The organism is Stomatohabitans albus, from assembly GCF_036336025.1.
Lineage (GTDB): Bacteria > Actinomycetota > Nitriliruptoria > Euzebyales > Euzebyaceae > Stomatohabitans > Stomatohabitans albus.
Map to the genome: position 1 here is coordinate 816,109 of NZ_JAYKKE010000001.1, position 16,021 is coordinate 832,129.

A 16,021-nucleotide genomic window follows, 5' to 3' on the forward strand; every position below is an offset into this window, starting at 1 on the left:
TCAACCCTGCCAGATATGGCAGGGTTCGTTGTATTCCATGGTAATTTCGCTGTTTTAGTGCCCTGAACTACGATAATGATTTTCGCACACATGCACGAGTTTCGATACATCAGTTCTTTGAAACGCTAATGTCTAAGAGAATGAGAACGTTAACGCCAAAGGTTTGGTCCTGGGCCTTATGGGATCTAGGGAATAGCGCCTATAGCTCCATCGTGACTACGTTTGTATTTACGGTGTATCTGACGAGTGAGTATTTTCCTGCTCGTGCTGATGAATGGCTAGGTTGGGCCCTTGGGATCACTGGTATGTTCATCGCGTTGCTTGCACCAATGATTGGACAGCAGGCAGACCGTCGCGGCAACCATGCAACGTGGATGCGGAGCACCACGTTCTTAATCACGGCGTCGACATTTGCACTGTACTGGGTAACGCCAGGGCGTCTCTACCTCGGCTTATTCCTTCTGGCCTTTGGCACATTGGTGAGCGAGATCGCCAATATGCACTACAACGCCATGTTGCCGATGATTACAACACCAGAGCGCTATGGCCGCGTGAGTGGGTTCGGCTGGGGTTTAGGCTACTTAGGCTCCATCATTTGCCTTGTTGCCCTCCTGGTGGGCTTTATCTTGCCTGATATTGGTTGGTTTGGCGTGTCGGCCGACCGTGCATTAAATATCAGGTCAGGCATGGTATTCACGGGCATTTGGGTATTCGTATTTTGTTTACCAGCACTGTTCATCGTGCATGATGATCGTGCCCAACTGAAACGCACGGGTCGAGAAGGCCCATTAGCGGCATACCGGCGGCTATTTAAATCTGTGAAGGTGATTTGGGTTAAACATCGCAATATCGCCTTGTTCTTAATCGCGAGTGCGGTATTTCGTGATGGGTTGGCCGGTATCTTTGCCTTTGCTGGTGTCATCGCTGCTGGTACGTTCGGCTTCTCTGAAACAGAGGTCATTCTGTTTGCCATCGTGGCAAATATCGTTGCCGGAATCATCACCATTGGGTGCGGATGGATCGATGAGCGGGTCGGGTCGCGCCGCCTGATTGTTATCTGCTTATCCCTGCTCGTTATCTTTGGGCTAGCTGTATTTTTCCTTCATGGTTTCGGGAAAATAGCCTTCTGGGTATGTGGCCTTGCCTTAGCTGGATGCGTCGGTCCGGCCCAATCTGCGGCCCGTACTTACCTGACTACGCTTACACCCCACGGTATGCATACCGAAGTATTTGGACTCTATGCCACCACCGGTCGAGCGGTTAGTTTCTTGTCGCCAACCTTATGGGCACTTTCGCTTTACATCGGACGTGAATTAACGGGAGACCAATCGCAGTATTGGGGGATTTTGGGGCTGGTATCAGTCAATGCGCTCGGACTTCTCTTGATGCTTGGTGTGAAGGTAAAGGAATCCACATCACCTGAGCTGGACCTTGTAGCATCTTGATATTCCCCATCCATCGCTGCTAAGGGCTCACTTTGCGAACTGAATCACGTCGGCTGCTCATCACCACCACCTTGTCCACAATGGTGCTCGGCGGAATTGGGTTAGGTACATATTTCGCCGTCAAAAACCCTGCCCCTGGAACAACAATTGCTGGGCATCCACTGAGTAAACCCGAAGATGCCACTGAGGTTGCCGCAGAAGTTGCGCACGAGATTCATTCAAAGCCGGTAAAGATTGAAGTAAACGGGCAAGAGCAACATGCCACGGTTCAGTCCTTGGGTATACACGTCGATGAGGCGCTACTCGTTACCATTGCCCAGCAGCATACGGGGCTTTCTGCATGGGTGGATGCACTGACGTCTGGTTCGGCGACCGTTGAGTTGGAAACCTATCGAACCGGTGAGATGGAGACGGTCCAACGCATTGCTGACGAACTGACCAAAGAACCCGTAAATGGCAATGTCACTATCTCTGGTGCTGAGGTTCGGACCTTCGCAGCTGAAAAGGGGAGCATCGTTACACCTGATGCTATTACCACGGCTCTAGAAGAGGCGTTGAATGACCAAGCCAGAACCAATCCGAGTGCATGGCCCGAGGAACTGGTTATCACTCCAGAGGTCCGTGAACAAGAACCAGCAATCACACAACAGATTGTCGATCAAACTGCTCAAGCACTGAACGGGCTGATCGGAACCCCGTTTACGGTAACGAATCCAAAAACGAATGCAGTTGTTGAACTGGCATCGGAGGATCTGAGTGGACTGTTGGTTGTGCATGCAGACCCTGAAGCCGGTGACCCAACAAAACGTCTCCGTATTGAACAGGTCGAACAGTTACCACCGCCCCCCAGTAAACTCACAACCTTCTTGGGGAAGGCAGTTTTACCTGAAGGGGCAAGCGCACGGGTTGTTGACCGTTCGCCTGCACCACAAAAAGGGTCGAACGAGGCGCAGCTTACCGATGTGGCCTCAATCACTGGCAGCGTGGTGTATGAGCCGGGGCCACAAGGTGTACTTCCCAATAATGAGGCGACCTGGAATGGTGTAGCAAGTGCCCTTGCCAGGGGAGAACATACAGCCCCTATTGCTGTTTCAGAATCAAGCGTACAAGACCTTCGTGCGCTTGGTATCACCCAGCCGGTGAGTACATTTACAACATTCTTTACTGAGGGTCAGCAACGTAACACCAATATCAAACGCATTGCCGAACTCGTCAATGGCACGATTATTGCTCCTGGTGAAAGCTATGAACTGAACCATGCAGTTGGGCCTCGCACGGCGGCTAAGGGGTTCGTTGAAGGTGGTGCGATTCTTGAAGGCGAACTTATTTCAAGCGTTGGTGGAGGTGTTTCTCAATTTGCCACAACCTTCTTTAACGCTATGTGGTTCGCAGGGGTCAAAATCAATACCTTTAAACCGCACACCTACCATTTTGACCGCTACCCATGGGGGCGTGAAGCCACCATTGACTATCCCGGTGTTAACCTTGAACTCACCAATAACACGCCCTATTCAATTCTTGTTGAGGCAACGACCACTGCGAATAGCGTGACTGTAACCTTTTGGTCCACACCGCACTTCAAGGTAGATCAGAGTATCGGCCAACCCTATCCCGTACGTGGTGGTACCAATGTGAAAATCTCACGTACCGTGACTGCTCCAGATGGGCAAACAGATCAAACTGATGTAACCGTGCACTATCGAACGCAGAAGGATGCATGACCTACACCGTTCAATCCAAAGGTGCGAGAGTTTCCCGTAAGTTCATCTAATGGTTACTTTTAAGGGGAGTTGTTCCGGGTAAGGGCACTTACGCTCTTTACGTAATGGTGGTGGAATACGTGTACAAGGAGAAGCCGTGCTGACCAAGCACCCGCTGAAGGGCATGAGCCTCGTGGCACTGCTTGTACTGAGTATGAGTGCTTGTACGAGCGGTGGTACCCCCAAACCGACCCCTACAAGTACTTCAACGTTGTCTGGCGCTATCGCAGGCGCTGGGGCGTCGTCTCAATCGGCAGCTATGCAAGCCTGGATTGCGACGTTTGCTGGTGCTCATCCATCCGCAACGGTGAACTATGACCCGGTGGGTTCTGGCGGTGGACGAGAACAATTTATTGAGGGTGCCGTCGCATTCGCAGCTACCGATGCGCCCTTGAGTACCGACGAAGTCAAGCGGCTACCGGACCATTGCAGAGACTTCATTCAGCTACCTGGCTATATCAGCCCTATAGCCATTGCCTTCAACATTGAAGGAGTTTCTGAGTTGTCTCTCTCACCAGATAGTGTGGCTAAACTCTTTGCAGGTGAGATCACCCGCTGGAATGATCCTCAGCTCCTTGCGGAGAATCCCGGTGTTCCTCTTCCTGACCTCTATGTCAATCCAGTTCACCGTTCTGATGGGTCTGGAACAACCGAGACATTCACCGAATACTTGCATGACACGGCCCCTGATATTTGGACTACCCCACCAGATAAAAATTGGCCAGACATTCTCCCAGGAGAAGCAGCCCAGCAGACGAGTGGTGTGGTTCAAACGATTGCCGCTGGAAACGGATCCATTGGCTATGCCGACGCCTCACAGATAGGGGCACTCCCGAGCGTAAAAATCAAGGTAGGGGACGAGTTTGTACCCTATAGCGCTCAAGGTGCCGCAACCCTTGTTGAACAGAGCCCCCGTATCGCTCAGCCTGCTTCACCGTTTGACTACAGCTTGCACCTTGACCGTACCGTCAAAGGCGGCTATCCGATCGTGCTTGTTGCCTATCAGCTGGCTTGTCCAACCTATTCGGATGGGAATGATGCAAAGCTAGTACGTACCTTCCTATCCCATGTATTTAGTGAAGACGGCCAGGCCATTGCGGCTGTTGCATCTGGTTCGGCACCGCTGTCTGCGCGTATGCGTGAGCAGGCGCTGAAAGGGATCGAGACCATTGGGCCGACTGAATGACAGAACACCAACTACCACAGCATTCCACGTGTACGACCTAGCCCAGAACATCTGGCACATTATTTGCTGAGGATGCGCAATGAGTAACACCCTTCAACCAGCTCGCGCTGCCATTGCGACCGATCGTAAACATCTCGGTGACACGATCTTTACGGCTATGGCCTATGGGTCTGGTGCCATTATTTTGGCATTGCTGGCTGGTGTAGCCCTTTTCTTGCTTTGGCAAGCCGTTCCGGCAATTACCGCTACCCCCGAATCCCTACCCGGTGGAAAAGGGTTCATCCACTATGTAGCGCCACTGGTATTCGGTACTGTGCAAAGTGCGGTCATTGCGGTAGCCATCGCCCTCCCACTGTCCATCGCCATTGGCTTATTTATCAGCCACTATGCTCCCCGTCGTCTGAGTACCTTCTTAGGCTTCATCATTGACCTCTTGGCTGCGATCCCTTCCATTATTTTTGGTTTGTGGGGTTCGTCTGTCCTCGCTGGTGGTGTTGTGCCCGTACAACAGTGGCTACACACCTACTTGGGATTCATCCCATTTTTTGCTGGAAACCCATCCCCATCAGGGCGCACGATGCTGACGACAGGTCTTGTCCTCGCCATCATGATTCTCCCGATTATGACGGCAACGAATCGTGAAGTATTCATGCAAACCCCACGCCTTCAAGAAGAAGCCGCCATTGGTTTGGGTGCAACCCGTTGGGAGATGATTCGCTTGGCTGTCATTCCATTTGGGATGTCAGGGGTTATCGCAGGCACCATGCTTGGCTTGGGGCGGGCGCTTGGTGAAACGATGGCGGTTGTCATTATCTTGTCCAATACCGGCCGCTATAACTGGAGTGTGATTGAAACGCAGAATGCGGACACGATCGCAGCCAATATCGCCCGTCAATTCCCTGAATCTAGTGGGCTAGATGTGAATGTACTGATTGCTTCAGGACTCGTGCTCTTTGTCCTGACGCTCCTAGTGAACACGATTTCACGGTGGATAGTCGGTCGAATGACGGTGAAAGGGTAGGGTATGGCGACGCAACGATCACGTAATGAATTCGTGCTTGACCCCGAAGCCCACCTCCCGAGCCAGGTCGTAACCTCTCACAGCGGCCTGTTACCAGAGGTGGATGCTCACCTTGAGATGGCATCCCAGGTAGGACCGGTTGAAATTACGGAGCATCGGTCGCTGCCCTACTACACCCAGTCGATCGTTCTGATTATTGCACTGGTACTCGCAGGGAGTTTTCTCGCCATTACCGACAGCTTCAATCTATTCACCCTGTATGCCCTCGCGGTTCCGATCTATCTCGGTATTTTGTTACCACTTTCAATCAGAATCGAAGGCCGTCGGTATGCGATAGATCGCCTGGCAACCGGCATTATCGTATCTACCTTTGCTCTGGCCTTATTCCCACTGATCAGTGTGTTACAAACGGTTATTACGAATGGAGCGGCGCGATTTGATGTGGCCTTCTTTACCCAAACCATGCACGGGGTTTTTGGTGACATGCTCGGCGGTTCCTTCCACGCCATCGTGGGCACGCTGATCATTACGGCGGTTACCGCCGTCATTTCTATCCCGATCGGTGTGCTTGCTGCAGTCTTCTTAGTTGAATACGGCGATGAAAGTCCAATGTCAAGAACGTTCGCTCGGGCGCTCCGTTTCTTCGTTGATGTGATGACCGGTATTCCATCCATCGTGGCAGGTCTATTCGCCTATTCCGTGTTTTCGCTCTCATTCTTCTACGGTGTCGGGGCAAGAGCCGGGTTCATCGGTGCGGTGGCCCTCACCGTGTTGATGATTCCCATTGTGGTACGTAACACCGAAGAAATGCTTCAGCTTGTTGCTCGTGACTTACGTGAAGCAAGCTATGCGCTTGGGGTACCAAAATGGCGAACCATCCTAAAGGTAGTTATTCCAACAGCATCAGGAGGTATTGCGACGGGGGTCACCCTCGCAATCGCCCGTGTGATTGGAGAAACTGCACCCTTACTGGTCACGGTTGGCACTGCGGTGGGATTGAACCTCAACCCGTTTAGTGGTCGTATGGCTACCTTGCCCTATTTCACCTATATCAGCTATATGCAGCCAGGCGTTCCACCTCAACATGGTATTGAACGCGCTTGGGCAGGCGCGCTGGTACTCATTTTGCTTGTTATGGCGTTAAACCTGCTCGCCCGTCTTGTTGCGGCCTACTTTGCCCCAAAGAAATAGGATTTGAGGTATGTCTGATCAGATCATCGTCCGTGACCTGGACATCTACTACGGCGATTTTCTTGCCGTCCAGAACATCAATATGGTGATTGAACCGAGAGCGGTGACTGCGCTCATTGGTCCGTCTGGGTGCGGGAAATCAACATTTCTCCGTACCATCAACCGAATGCATGAAGTCATTCCGGGTGCCAGGGTTGACGGGTCTGTTGAAGTACAGGGTCAAAATATTTATGACAAACATGTTGACCCAGTGAGTGTGCGCCGCAAGGTTGGCATGGTCTTTCAAAAGCCCAACCCCTTCCCTACCATGAGTATCTATGACAACGTCATTGCAGGGGCAAAGCTAAATAATCGCAAAATGAACAAGTCAGATGCCGATGACTTGGTACAAGCAAGCCTTGAAGGGGCTAACCTGTGGAAAGAAGTGAAGGACCGCCTTCACAAACCGGGGAGCGGCTTATCTGGTGGTCAACAACAGCGGTTATGTATCGCACGCGCCGTTGCCGTCCAACCAGACGTGTTGTTAATGGATGAACCGTGTTCAGCCCTAGATCCGATTTCTACCTTGGCGATTGAGGACCTCATTACGGTGCTCAAGGATCTGTACACCATCGTGATTGTGACACACAATATGCAACAAGCATCCCGTGTGAGTGATATGACAGGGTTCTTTAACCTTGAAGGCCCTGGTAAACCAGGCACGCTGGTTGAGTATGATGAAACCCAAACGATTTTCCATAACCCGCGTGAACGTGCGACAGAAGACTACATCACCGGGCGATTTGGATAACCGGTTGGGTGTATCTGGAGGAATCTCATGGCAAGGTCGCGGAGAGATCGTAAACGCAAAAAGACGATTGTGCCTGGTGTAGAGGTCCGTTCTGGACACCGTGGTGCCAATATTTCATTTGGGATTCCTGGTGAGCGAGTCACGATAGGCACGTCTGGTCGCGTAACCACAACTCACGGGTACCGAACATCTTGGGACCAAGCATTTGACCCCCTCAATTCACCTATTCCTGGGTTACCTGGTGGGGTGACAGGGAAAATCGAGGCGGTTGGGCCTCCCCCTGAGGAAGGCTGGTTGAATGCACTTCCTAAACCAGCTGAGGAACCTGTGGACCCTCATTTTCAAGCAGCATTGGACGACCTGGACACCGTAGATCCAACCCAACCAGAGGATTATCTCCCTGATCGAGGACCAATCCGTCGTGAGGCGGAGGGCATCGTAGATATGCACGACCCAACCTCACCTGAGGATTAGTACGGCGAAAAACATAACCAGATCGTTAGGTAAGCATCAGGTAAGTAGAGTTTTCTGTACATCTTTGTGCGCCTCCGCCTACTGTGGTCCTACCAGTTGAACGTAGGTTCGACGTCGCAAAGCATTAAGGAGTGCATATGTCCAAGATTGAATATTCAGTGGATTCAGAGGTTGCCAAGAAAATCCATGATCTGTTGCAGCCCACACTGGTTGAGCTGATTGATATTGCCCTCACCGGCAAGCAGTTGCACTGGACCATCATTGGTCAGCGCTTCAAGGATGTGCACGAGCACTTAGACGAAATTATCGATAGTGTTCGCGTGCACAGTGATGATATTGCTGAATACATCACCACGGTTGGCCAGATTCCCGATGGTACGGCAGGCACCGTTGCCAAGGGTCGTCCATTTGAGGATGTGCCAATTGAATCTATTGATGTTGAAGATGTGTTGAATTACACCGCTCAGATGCTGAAGACAGCGAGCCAGAACATTCGTGGTCGTATTGATGCCGCCGACATTGACCCGGTCGGCCAGGACCACCTCATTCAGACTGCCGCCACCTTGGATAAGCACCTGTGGATGATTAGTGCCAGCCGGTAAGGCGCACTAGGGATACCACGCAACCAATCCCGCCATTCTTAAACGCCGTGCGGCGCCCCGCACCTGGAATACACCCAGGTTCATGGGCGCCGCATGGCGTTTCTATTTGTGTGCTCGGTCAGTACCGGGGTGTTTAGCACCACGGGTTAGCTGAGATAGCCCTCAATCCCAGTTGTGTCAGAGCTGCCGTCTTGTTCGATGACAGCAGGTTTGGCACCGTTACCAGAGGCGACAAGCTTGCCACCGAGCTTCAAGGCCTGAACTACACCCCCGTTGACGTGATAGCTCACAACATGATCACCAGACGTCACCACATCACCATCAATGGTGAGTGTTTCAATGAGCCCACCGTGCAACACACTGATTGCATCAGCATTGAGCTCAACGATTTCACCCTTCACGAGGGTTTGGCCCTTTGCGCCGAGTGTCTTGATACCACTGCCAATGGTGATATTGCCTACTGGCTTGCTGAATTGCATCCCGATAGAACCGTTGCCAACTGTTGTGATCTGTTCAAAGTAGGCATCTTTAATAGTGCCATCGTATTGATTAAAGCCTCGGGCGCCAAGGCCGTAGGTTTGAATGGTTTTTTCAGATTTGAAATAGTCAACATCACCAAAGTTGACAAAGCCGATACCACTCGCTCCATAACTGGTAACGTTTTCTTTGACAACCCAGCTTTTAACTTTACCCCATACATCCAAAACCATGTCATTCGTGCCATAGGTTTTGACTTCGTTAAGGGAAACAATCTCGTTGGCTTCAACACCATAAACAATGAAGATACCGCCAGTAATGAGGTTTGGTTGTCCGGTTGGAATCATGCCGTTTGAGTAGACGCCAGTTGTCGTTAATTTATCAACGATAACTGGTCCAGCTGTGTCATTGAACCCTGAGATAAAGATACCGCTACCAATGACGGGGGCTTTCTCACGGCCAACCCCGATATGTTCGGCATGAAGCGTGATACGGCTCTCTGCTTCGGGGTTAAAGTTATAAATGGTTAAGGCTCCCTGGTACACATTAACCCCGTACTTCATCGGGCGTTCTGGGTAGTGGCGAGCATCAGCTGACACGATGTCTATATCGGATAGGTCAAGTGACAAGACCTTATTAGGAGCCCTTGTGAGCAGTTGTACAACACCAGTAACCGTGAGATGTTCTAATCGAATCGTCCCAAGGTCAACTTCGGGTGAATCAATATAGATGGCACGATTAGCTGGTGATGTTTGTATCGATATTCCTGATATTTCATTGTCGCCAGTCAATGCAACACCATCACCGCCAATAAAGCTCAAAAAAATATTCTCCTTGTTGGAGAACAATTTTTGGCCTTTATGTAGTTTGATGCTGTTGGGAACACTAATAGAATTATCCAATTCAAGTAGTTTCTCATTTTGGTCTATTGCGTGTTGCAAATCGAGATGATTGCTGATTTTCATGGGTGTATTCCCTTTCTATCTTTATAAGTGTTCATCTCCCAATCTACTTTCCAACGTCAACCCCGAGCTTTCGGTGTAGAGAAGACTCAAGGGCTATTGGTTTCAATCTGGTCGATATACTCTGCCTATGACTGAGGCAAAAGGCTGGCAATGGCTGCGCTATGGCTATGTATTCTTGATCACGGCTGCTTTTTGTTACGCTCTCGTTACTCAAGCTGATGACCTGATTACAGGCTTGCATCTTCTCGGTCCGATTCCTATCGCCAACAGCATCGCATTTGCCACAGGAGGTGTTGGTTGTAGTGGGCTGGTTTGGTATGGCATTATCCGTTCACTGGGTGGCAACATCAGTTTGGCTGACGGCGCCCGAATGTTCTTTATCACCCAGCTAGGGAAATATGTTCCCGGTTCCGTTTGGCCTGTCTTAATGCAAGCCGATGTGGCTCGCCGTATCAAGATGCCCATCCGTGTTGCCATGATGGCACAAGTACTCTTCATGTGGGTTCTCGTAGTGACAGGAACAACGATCAGCATTCCTTTGGGTATCGTTACGCTGGCGGACGCATTAGATCTACCTTCATTTAACCCGTGGTTATTACTCTTCAGTTTGCTGTTCCTGGTGGTATTACATCCTAAGATCACGAGCTGGGTGACCGCCCGACTCCTCGCGCTCTTTAAGCGGCCGCCCTTACCGGGCCGTTTGAGTTGGTTTGCAACCATCCACGCGATCATTTGGGCAATGGTGATGTGGGGGTGCTTTGGTGGCCATCTCTATGTGTTGACCTCAACCCTCAACCCAGATCGATTCTTGCTAGAGCTAGATATCTTTCCGCTCACGATGGGTTTTGCCGGCGCCTGGGTTATCGGCTTTATCATCATCATCGCACCCGCGGGGGCTGGCCCCAGAGAAGCAGCGTTGTACTGGTTGCTTGCCGCGATGAACCTGAGCCACGCTGTTGTGGTTATTGCAATCAGCCGTCTCGCCCTCACCGTGGCTGACGGAATATGGGCAGGCCTCGCCGCCCTCACTCCTCGCCCGGCCTCAGCTTCTCCCAGCGATAACGAACCTGTTATGGGCGATTAGGCGCCATCACCCGAGTAGGTGAGGTGCTCAGCAGACCGTTAGAGGTCTGCAGAAGCACGCACTAGTGTCCACGGGAAGGGGTGCCGGACCTCATCAAGTGCAGCGTGCTTAGACACGAGTGCTTGGAAGCCGATCGGTGTCCAATGGTTCCAATGTCCTGGAGTATTGCCTAAGCTACGGACATGGCGGCCAGTTAAGAGATTACCCATCCGAAAGAACGGTTCGTTGGGTACGCTCAGGATGAGTGGGCCCTTCGTAACTCGTACCATCTCAGCGAGCACTTGATGCGGGTCGGCCACATGCTCGAGAACTTCAAGGCCAAGGACCAGATCAAAGTGGTTGTCCTCAAAGGGCAGCTCGTGTGCATCACCGGTCACCAAAAGGCCAGGACCATTTGCCCAGGCTGATTCAATGGCGGTGTCAGGAAGGTCAAATCCAGTAACCGATGCACCGGTGAGTTGCGCAAGCCGACGGGCCACCGTGCCCTCTGCACAGCCCACATCGAGGATAGTGGCGGGGATAGGTGAGACCGTATCAACCATCCGTTCAAGGTGGCGAACAAAGCGGTTTGTCAATACCCCAATACAAGGGTTGGTGTGGATCCCGCCATATTTCGGGTGATGGTTACCCGTCACAATATTGCTCACCAAAACCTCCTGATCTAAACGGTGTTGTTGTCCGGTTCGTTGACCCGTTGGCCAACTCGAACAATGAGGTCCGCAAGCAGACCGATTGCGAATAACAGTAACCCGGTGACGATAAACAGCACGGTATTCGCGGCAAGCCGAAAGGGATCGCCGTCTCGAATAAGCCCACCAATGATGTCAAAGAGGAATTTGCCCAGACCCAGCAACAAGAGGAACAACGCCGGAGGCGCAAACACTCGAAGTGGGGCAAAAAACGTAATCATCCGCAATACCTGCAAGATATAGCGATAGGCATCTCCAATGGGACGGAAATGGCTTTTCCCAGCCCGTTTAGCGTAGTCAATGGGCCAGTATTCTACGGTCAGACCATTGCATAAAAAGGCCAATGTAATGGTGGTTACGCAAGAAAACCCGTCGGGTAATAACCAGAGATGCGGCAACGCATCCTTGCGGTAAAAGGCTCTAAACCCACTATTTAAATCAGGGATGGAGGAACGGCTCAATGATTCAGCGATTTTTCTGATCACCCACTTCGCAGGAATCCTAGCCCACTTATGAGTTCCTTCTTCCGTGCGCCGCGCACCGACAATCTGGTTGGCACCGGAACGTTCAAGCGCAGCAACGAGGTCAGGCAAGCGCTCATTGGGGTAGGACATATCGGCATCGGTCCACGCCACGATGGGGGCGTGGGCATGTTGGGTGCCGTAGCGGCGAGACGCCCCTGCTCCCCGATTCTGGTTGAATCGAACCAAACGGACATGGGGCGCCCCTGCAACGATGGCCGCAGTGTCATCGGTAGAGCCATCATCAATAAGCAAAATTTCGTGGGTATAGGGGGAAGCCGCAAACCCGGCATTAATACGTTCTATTTCGTTCAGAATATGACCGGCTTCGTTATAGGCCGGCAATACCACGGTGACATCCACGTCGTCCATAGCTCACCACCCTAGTAATCACCTTCAAATACAAAAACACTATTTTCACCATATCAATAGTGAAGGAATCCTTAGTCTGGGCGAATGACCATTTATAACAACATCCTTGAAACGATTGGGAATACCCCTTTGGTAGAGCTGCATACAGTTCCCGAAGGTATCGGTGTTGATGCCAGCGACGTTCGTGCCCGTGTTGTAGCCAAACTGGAGTTTTTCAATCCGGCGGCCAGCGTAAAGGATCGTATTGGCAACGCCATGATTGAAGCGGCAGAAGCTGCTGGGGCGCTTAAACCAGGTGGCACGATTGTCGAAGCGACCAGCGGTAATACCGGCATTGCTCTGGCAATGGTCGGGGCGGCAAAGGGTTATCAGGTTATCCTCACGATGCCTGAATCAATGAGCAAAGAACGTCGTGCACTGCTTCGTGCCTTTGGTGCGAAACTGGAATTAACGAGTGCTGCTGGCGGCATGAAAGAAGCCATCGCCAAAGCAAATGAAATTGCTGAGCAAGTTGGTGGTGTCCTCGTTCGCCAGTTTGAGAATGAAGCCAACCGCACGGTGCATTACAAGACAACCGGGCCAGAGATTTGGCGTGATACCGACGGCAAGGTTGATGTCCTGGTTAGTGGTGTGGGAACGGGAGGCACCATCACGGGGGCCGGTAAGTTCTTGAAAGAACAAAACCCCGACATCCGTATTGTGGCTGTTGAGCCTGTAGAAAGTCCGGTGCTATCTGGTGGTTCACCTTCACCACACAAAATCCAGGGTATTGGTGCGGGCTTCGTACCTGATGTGCTCGATACTGACATCTATGAACACATCGAGTTAGTAGATAGTGATACTGCGCTTGAAACCGCCCGTTTTGTGGCAGCCCACGAAGGTGTCTTGGTGGGTATTAGCTCAGGTGCGGCGATTGCGGCGGCATTCCGTGAAGCAGCTCGACCAGAAAACGAAGGCAAAACGATTGTGGCGATCATCGCCAGCTTTGGTGAGCGCTACTTATCCAGTGCGCTATATGCGCATTTGGCTGATTAGCCATCTCACCCCCGTTGCCCTTAGCCAGTCGGGTCAGGGCAGGGCTTATTAGTAAATGAGGTACGGCCAGGCCAATCACAGTGAAGGGCAAGTGGTCGTAGGTGCGGATGTGAACAAGCCATCACAAATAGAGTGACCCCTGGCTCAAGCCAGGGGTCACTCTATAACGCGGTAGTTCTAGGCAGAACGGTCGTCGTCATCTTCGTGGACTGCGATAGGTGTCAGCCCATCCGTACGAGTCCACACATCGGTTGGCAAGTCGGCTTCCATATGCTCATTATCCACGCCACGATACGCCAGGTCGTGAATGTTATTCTCCTTCACATGGTGACGCTGCGACTCATAGTCGCGGAGTGCGCCCTGGAACACCCGGAACAAGAGCAACAGCCCAATGAGGTTCACGGTTGCCATCATGGCTTGAGCGAGGTCACCAAGGTTCCATGCCAGGTCGATTTTGATCATCGCACCAGCAACAACACTTGCAATGACAAGGAGACGGAGCCATAAGTTGTTGCTGCCCTTACCCCCGCCCAAGTAGTCAGCGTTTACTTCTGCGTAGGTGAAGTTTCCAAGAATGGACGAATACGCAAACACAAAGATCAGGATAGCCATGACAGGAATGGCCCAGCCGCCCAGGTTGGCTGCCACACTTTGTTGAGTAAGGGTTGCACCAACGAGTTCTTCAGATGCTTCGGGGGTGTAGAGACCACCAACAAGAATGATGAATGCGGTTGAAGAACAGACCAGAATTGTGTCGGCAAAAACACCAAAGCTCTGAATAAGGCCCTGTTGAATGGGGTGGGCGACGGTTGCGGTTGCGGCCGCATTAGGTACAGAACCCATACCAGCTTCGTTGGAGAACAACCCGCGCTTGACACCGTTTAGCATCGCAGCAGTGACACCACCGGCAACCCCACCTGCGGCTGGACCGATGCCGAGGGCTGAACCCACGATCAGCGCAAACATGTTTGGAACCTGGGTAATGTTCAATACGACGATGGTGAGCGCAATAAGCATGTAGAGGAGTGCCATTGCTGGGGCAATCATTTCAGCGGCACGTGCCACAGGGCGAATACCACCTAACACGAGGGGGCTACAAACGATGACCAAGAACACGGCGGTCATCCACGGTGCAATATTCCAGGTCTCTTCAAACGTTGCCGCAATGGTGTTGGCCTGAATCATTTCAAAGGCAACACCGAATGCAAAAATAACGAGAATGGCGATGACTCCACCCAGTTTTGGACTTCCAACACCATCACGGATGTACCACGCCGGGCCGCCACGGAAGGTTTGATCCTTTGGGTTACGCACCTTGTACATCTGCGCCAATGTGGCTTCGACTAAACCGGTTGCCATGCCGAGTAGCGCAACCAGCCACATCCAGAACACGGCGCCAGGGCCACCAAGCAAAATAGCGATGGCAACACCGACGATGTTGCCCGTTCCTACGCGGCTAGAAAGGCCGATTGCAAACGCCTGGAACCCGCTGATGCCACCTTCTGCCCCACCACGTGAGTTGAAGATTGCTTTCACCATGTCTGGGAAGAACCGGAACTGCATTCCACGGGTCATCATGGTGAAGAAGGCACCGCAGCTCAATAACATCCCGATAACGACATAGCTAAAGAGCGAATTGGCGCTCGAACCAACGAGTTTGCTTGCAAGGTCGAGTATGGAACTTGCTTTCTCGGCCTCTTGGGCAAAGAGAACATCAATCATTACTTCCCCTTCTAAAAATTTGGTATCGACCAGGCATCGTACTGTTTACACTCCGCTTACGTCCATTTGACTATTAAGGTGGGGGAATATGTTTGAGCTCCTCCGCGAAGATCTTGACGCTGCAATGAATAATGATCCGGCTGCCACCAATCGGTTCATTGTGGCCTTGTCTTACGCAGGTTTGCATGCGATTTGGGCCCATCGCCTCAGTCACTACTTATGGAATTGTGGGTTTACCGGTCTTGCACGTCTGCACTCGCAGTGGGCACGTTTTCTTACCGGAATTGAGATACACCCTGGGGCCAAAATCGGACGCCGATTTTTTATTGATCACGGCATGGGTATTGTCATCGGCGAAACCACAGAGATTGGGAATGACTGCATGTTGTACCACCAGGTCACCCTTGGTGGGCGTTCATTAGAGCCGGGTAAACGCCATCCCACATTAAAAGACGGGGTCGTTGTGGGGTCAGGTGCCAAAGTGCTCGGCCCGATCACCTTGGGTACCCACTCCGCAGTAGGCGCGAATGCGGTTGTGGTCAATGATGTGCCAGATCACCACAGTGCGATTGGGATTCCAGCGAAGAACCGGCCGATAAAACCCGACACGAAAACGGTGGCCTACGACCCATGCCTGTGGATATTGGGTCAAGGGGAAGGGATCTAACGCGTCACCCTGAAGGCGAC

The 16,021-nt window shown here is 51.8% G+C and carries 15 protein-coding genes; 11 read left to right on the forward strand and 4 right to left on the reverse strand.

Translation table 11 applies throughout. The annotated features are described in order from the left end of the window. The first annotated feature begins 212 nt into the window (after positions 1-212). The 8 genes from VCU37_RS03645 (at position 213) to VCU37_RS03680 (ending at position 8,469) form a co-directional block, all read left to right on the forward strand. Positions 213-1,445 carry an MFS transporter gene (locus VCU37_RS03645; protein WP_336249262.1) on the forward strand — a complete coding sequence of 411 codons (1,233 nt, stop codon included), beginning with the start codon at positions 213-215 and terminating at the stop codon, positions 1,443-1,445. A 32-nt stretch (positions 1,446-1,477) separates the two neighbouring features. Then, positions 1,478-3,166 (forward strand): VanW family protein, encoded by a 1,689-nt coding sequence (locus VCU37_RS03650; protein ID WP_336249263.1) that lies wholly within the window; start codon positions 1,478-1,480, stop codon positions 3,164-3,166. 136 nt (positions 3,167-3,302) lie between these two features. Beyond that, the gene (locus tag VCU37_RS03655; protein ID WP_336249264.1) at positions 3,303-4,391 is read left to right on the forward strand and encodes a phosphate ABC transporter substrate-binding protein PstS; all 1,089 of its coding nucleotides are present in this window, start codon (positions 3,303-3,305) and stop codon (positions 4,389-4,391) included. Between the two features lie 79 nt (positions 4,392-4,470). After that, a complete protein-coding gene (gene pstC, locus VCU37_RS03660) occupies positions 4,471-5,412 on the forward strand; it encodes a phosphate ABC transporter permease subunit PstC (protein WP_336249265.1) in 942 nt (313 codons plus the stop codon). A gap of 117 nt (positions 5,413-5,529) precedes the next feature. Next, positions 5,530-6,603 carry a phosphate ABC transporter permease PstA gene (gene pstA / locus VCU37_RS03665; protein ID WP_418896436.1) on the forward strand — a complete coding sequence of 358 codons (1,074 nt, stop codon included), beginning with the start codon at positions 5,530-5,532 and terminating at the stop codon, positions 6,601-6,603. A gap of 10 nt (positions 6,604-6,613) precedes the next feature. Further along, complete coding sequence (gene pstB / locus VCU37_RS03670) at positions 6,614-7,393, forward strand: phosphate ABC transporter ATP-binding protein PstB (RefSeq protein WP_336249267.1); 780 nt, start codon at positions 6,614-6,616, stop codon at positions 7,391-7,393. A gap of 27 nt (positions 7,394-7,420) precedes the next feature. Then, the gene (locus VCU37_RS03675) at positions 7,421-7,867 is read left to right on the forward strand and encodes a DUF4236 domain-containing protein (RefSeq protein ID WP_336249268.1); all 447 of its coding nucleotides are present in this window, start codon (positions 7,421-7,423) and stop codon (positions 7,865-7,867) included. Between the two features lie 137 nt (positions 7,868-8,004). After that, on the forward strand, positions 8,005-8,469 hold the full coding sequence (locus VCU37_RS03680; RefSeq protein ID WP_336249269.1) for a Dps family protein: 465 nt from the start codon (positions 8,005-8,007) through the stop codon (positions 8,467-8,469). A 146-nt stretch (positions 8,470-8,615) separates the two neighbouring features. Here VCU37_RS03680 and VCU37_RS03685 read toward each other — a convergent pair whose 3' ends face one another. Beyond that, positions 8,616-9,767 (reverse strand): hypothetical protein, encoded by a 1,152-nt coding sequence (locus VCU37_RS03685; protein WP_336249270.1) that lies wholly within the window; start codon positions 9,765-9,767, stop codon positions 8,616-8,618. A gap of 271 nt (positions 9,768-10,038) precedes the next feature. Between VCU37_RS03685 and VCU37_RS03690 the strand changes: the two genes are divergently transcribed. Then, positions 10,039-10,995 carry a hypothetical protein gene (locus VCU37_RS03690; RefSeq protein ID WP_336249271.1) on the forward strand — a complete coding sequence of 319 codons (957 nt, stop codon included), beginning with the start codon at positions 10,039-10,041 and terminating at the stop codon, positions 10,993-10,995. Between the two features lie 38 nt (positions 10,996-11,033). On the opposite strand, the gene VCU37_RS03695 is transcribed toward VCU37_RS03690, so the two are convergent. After that, entirely contained in the window at positions 11,034-11,642 is a 609-nt protein-coding gene (locus tag VCU37_RS03695; protein ID WP_336249272.1) for a class I SAM-dependent methyltransferase, read from the reverse strand. A gap of 14 nt (positions 11,643-11,656) precedes the next feature. Then, entirely contained in the window at positions 11,657-12,577 is a 921-nt protein-coding gene (locus VCU37_RS03700) for a glycosyltransferase family 2 protein (protein ID WP_336249273.1), read from the reverse strand. A gap of 84 nt (positions 12,578-12,661) precedes the next feature. On the opposite strand from VCU37_RS03700, the gene cysK reads away from it, so the two are divergent. After that, complete coding sequence (gene cysK / locus VCU37_RS03705; protein WP_336249274.1) at positions 12,662-13,612, forward strand: cysteine synthase A; 951 nt, start codon at positions 12,662-12,664, stop codon at positions 13,610-13,612. Between the two features lie 177 nt (positions 13,613-13,789). On the opposite strand, the gene VCU37_RS03710 is transcribed toward cysK, so the two are convergent. Further along, complete coding sequence (locus VCU37_RS03710; RefSeq protein WP_336249275.1) at positions 13,790-15,334, reverse strand: alanine/glycine:cation symporter family protein; 1,545 nt, start codon at positions 15,332-15,334, stop codon at positions 13,790-13,792. Positions 15,335-15,422: 88 nt separating this feature from the next. On the opposite strand from VCU37_RS03710, the gene epsC reads away from it, so the two are divergent. Further along, positions 15,423-16,001, forward strand: a complete 579-nt coding sequence (gene epsC, locus VCU37_RS03715; RefSeq protein ID WP_336249276.1) for a serine O-acetyltransferase EpsC — start codon at positions 15,423-15,425, stop codon at positions 15,999-16,001. Positions 16,002-16,021: the final 20 nt, after the last annotated feature.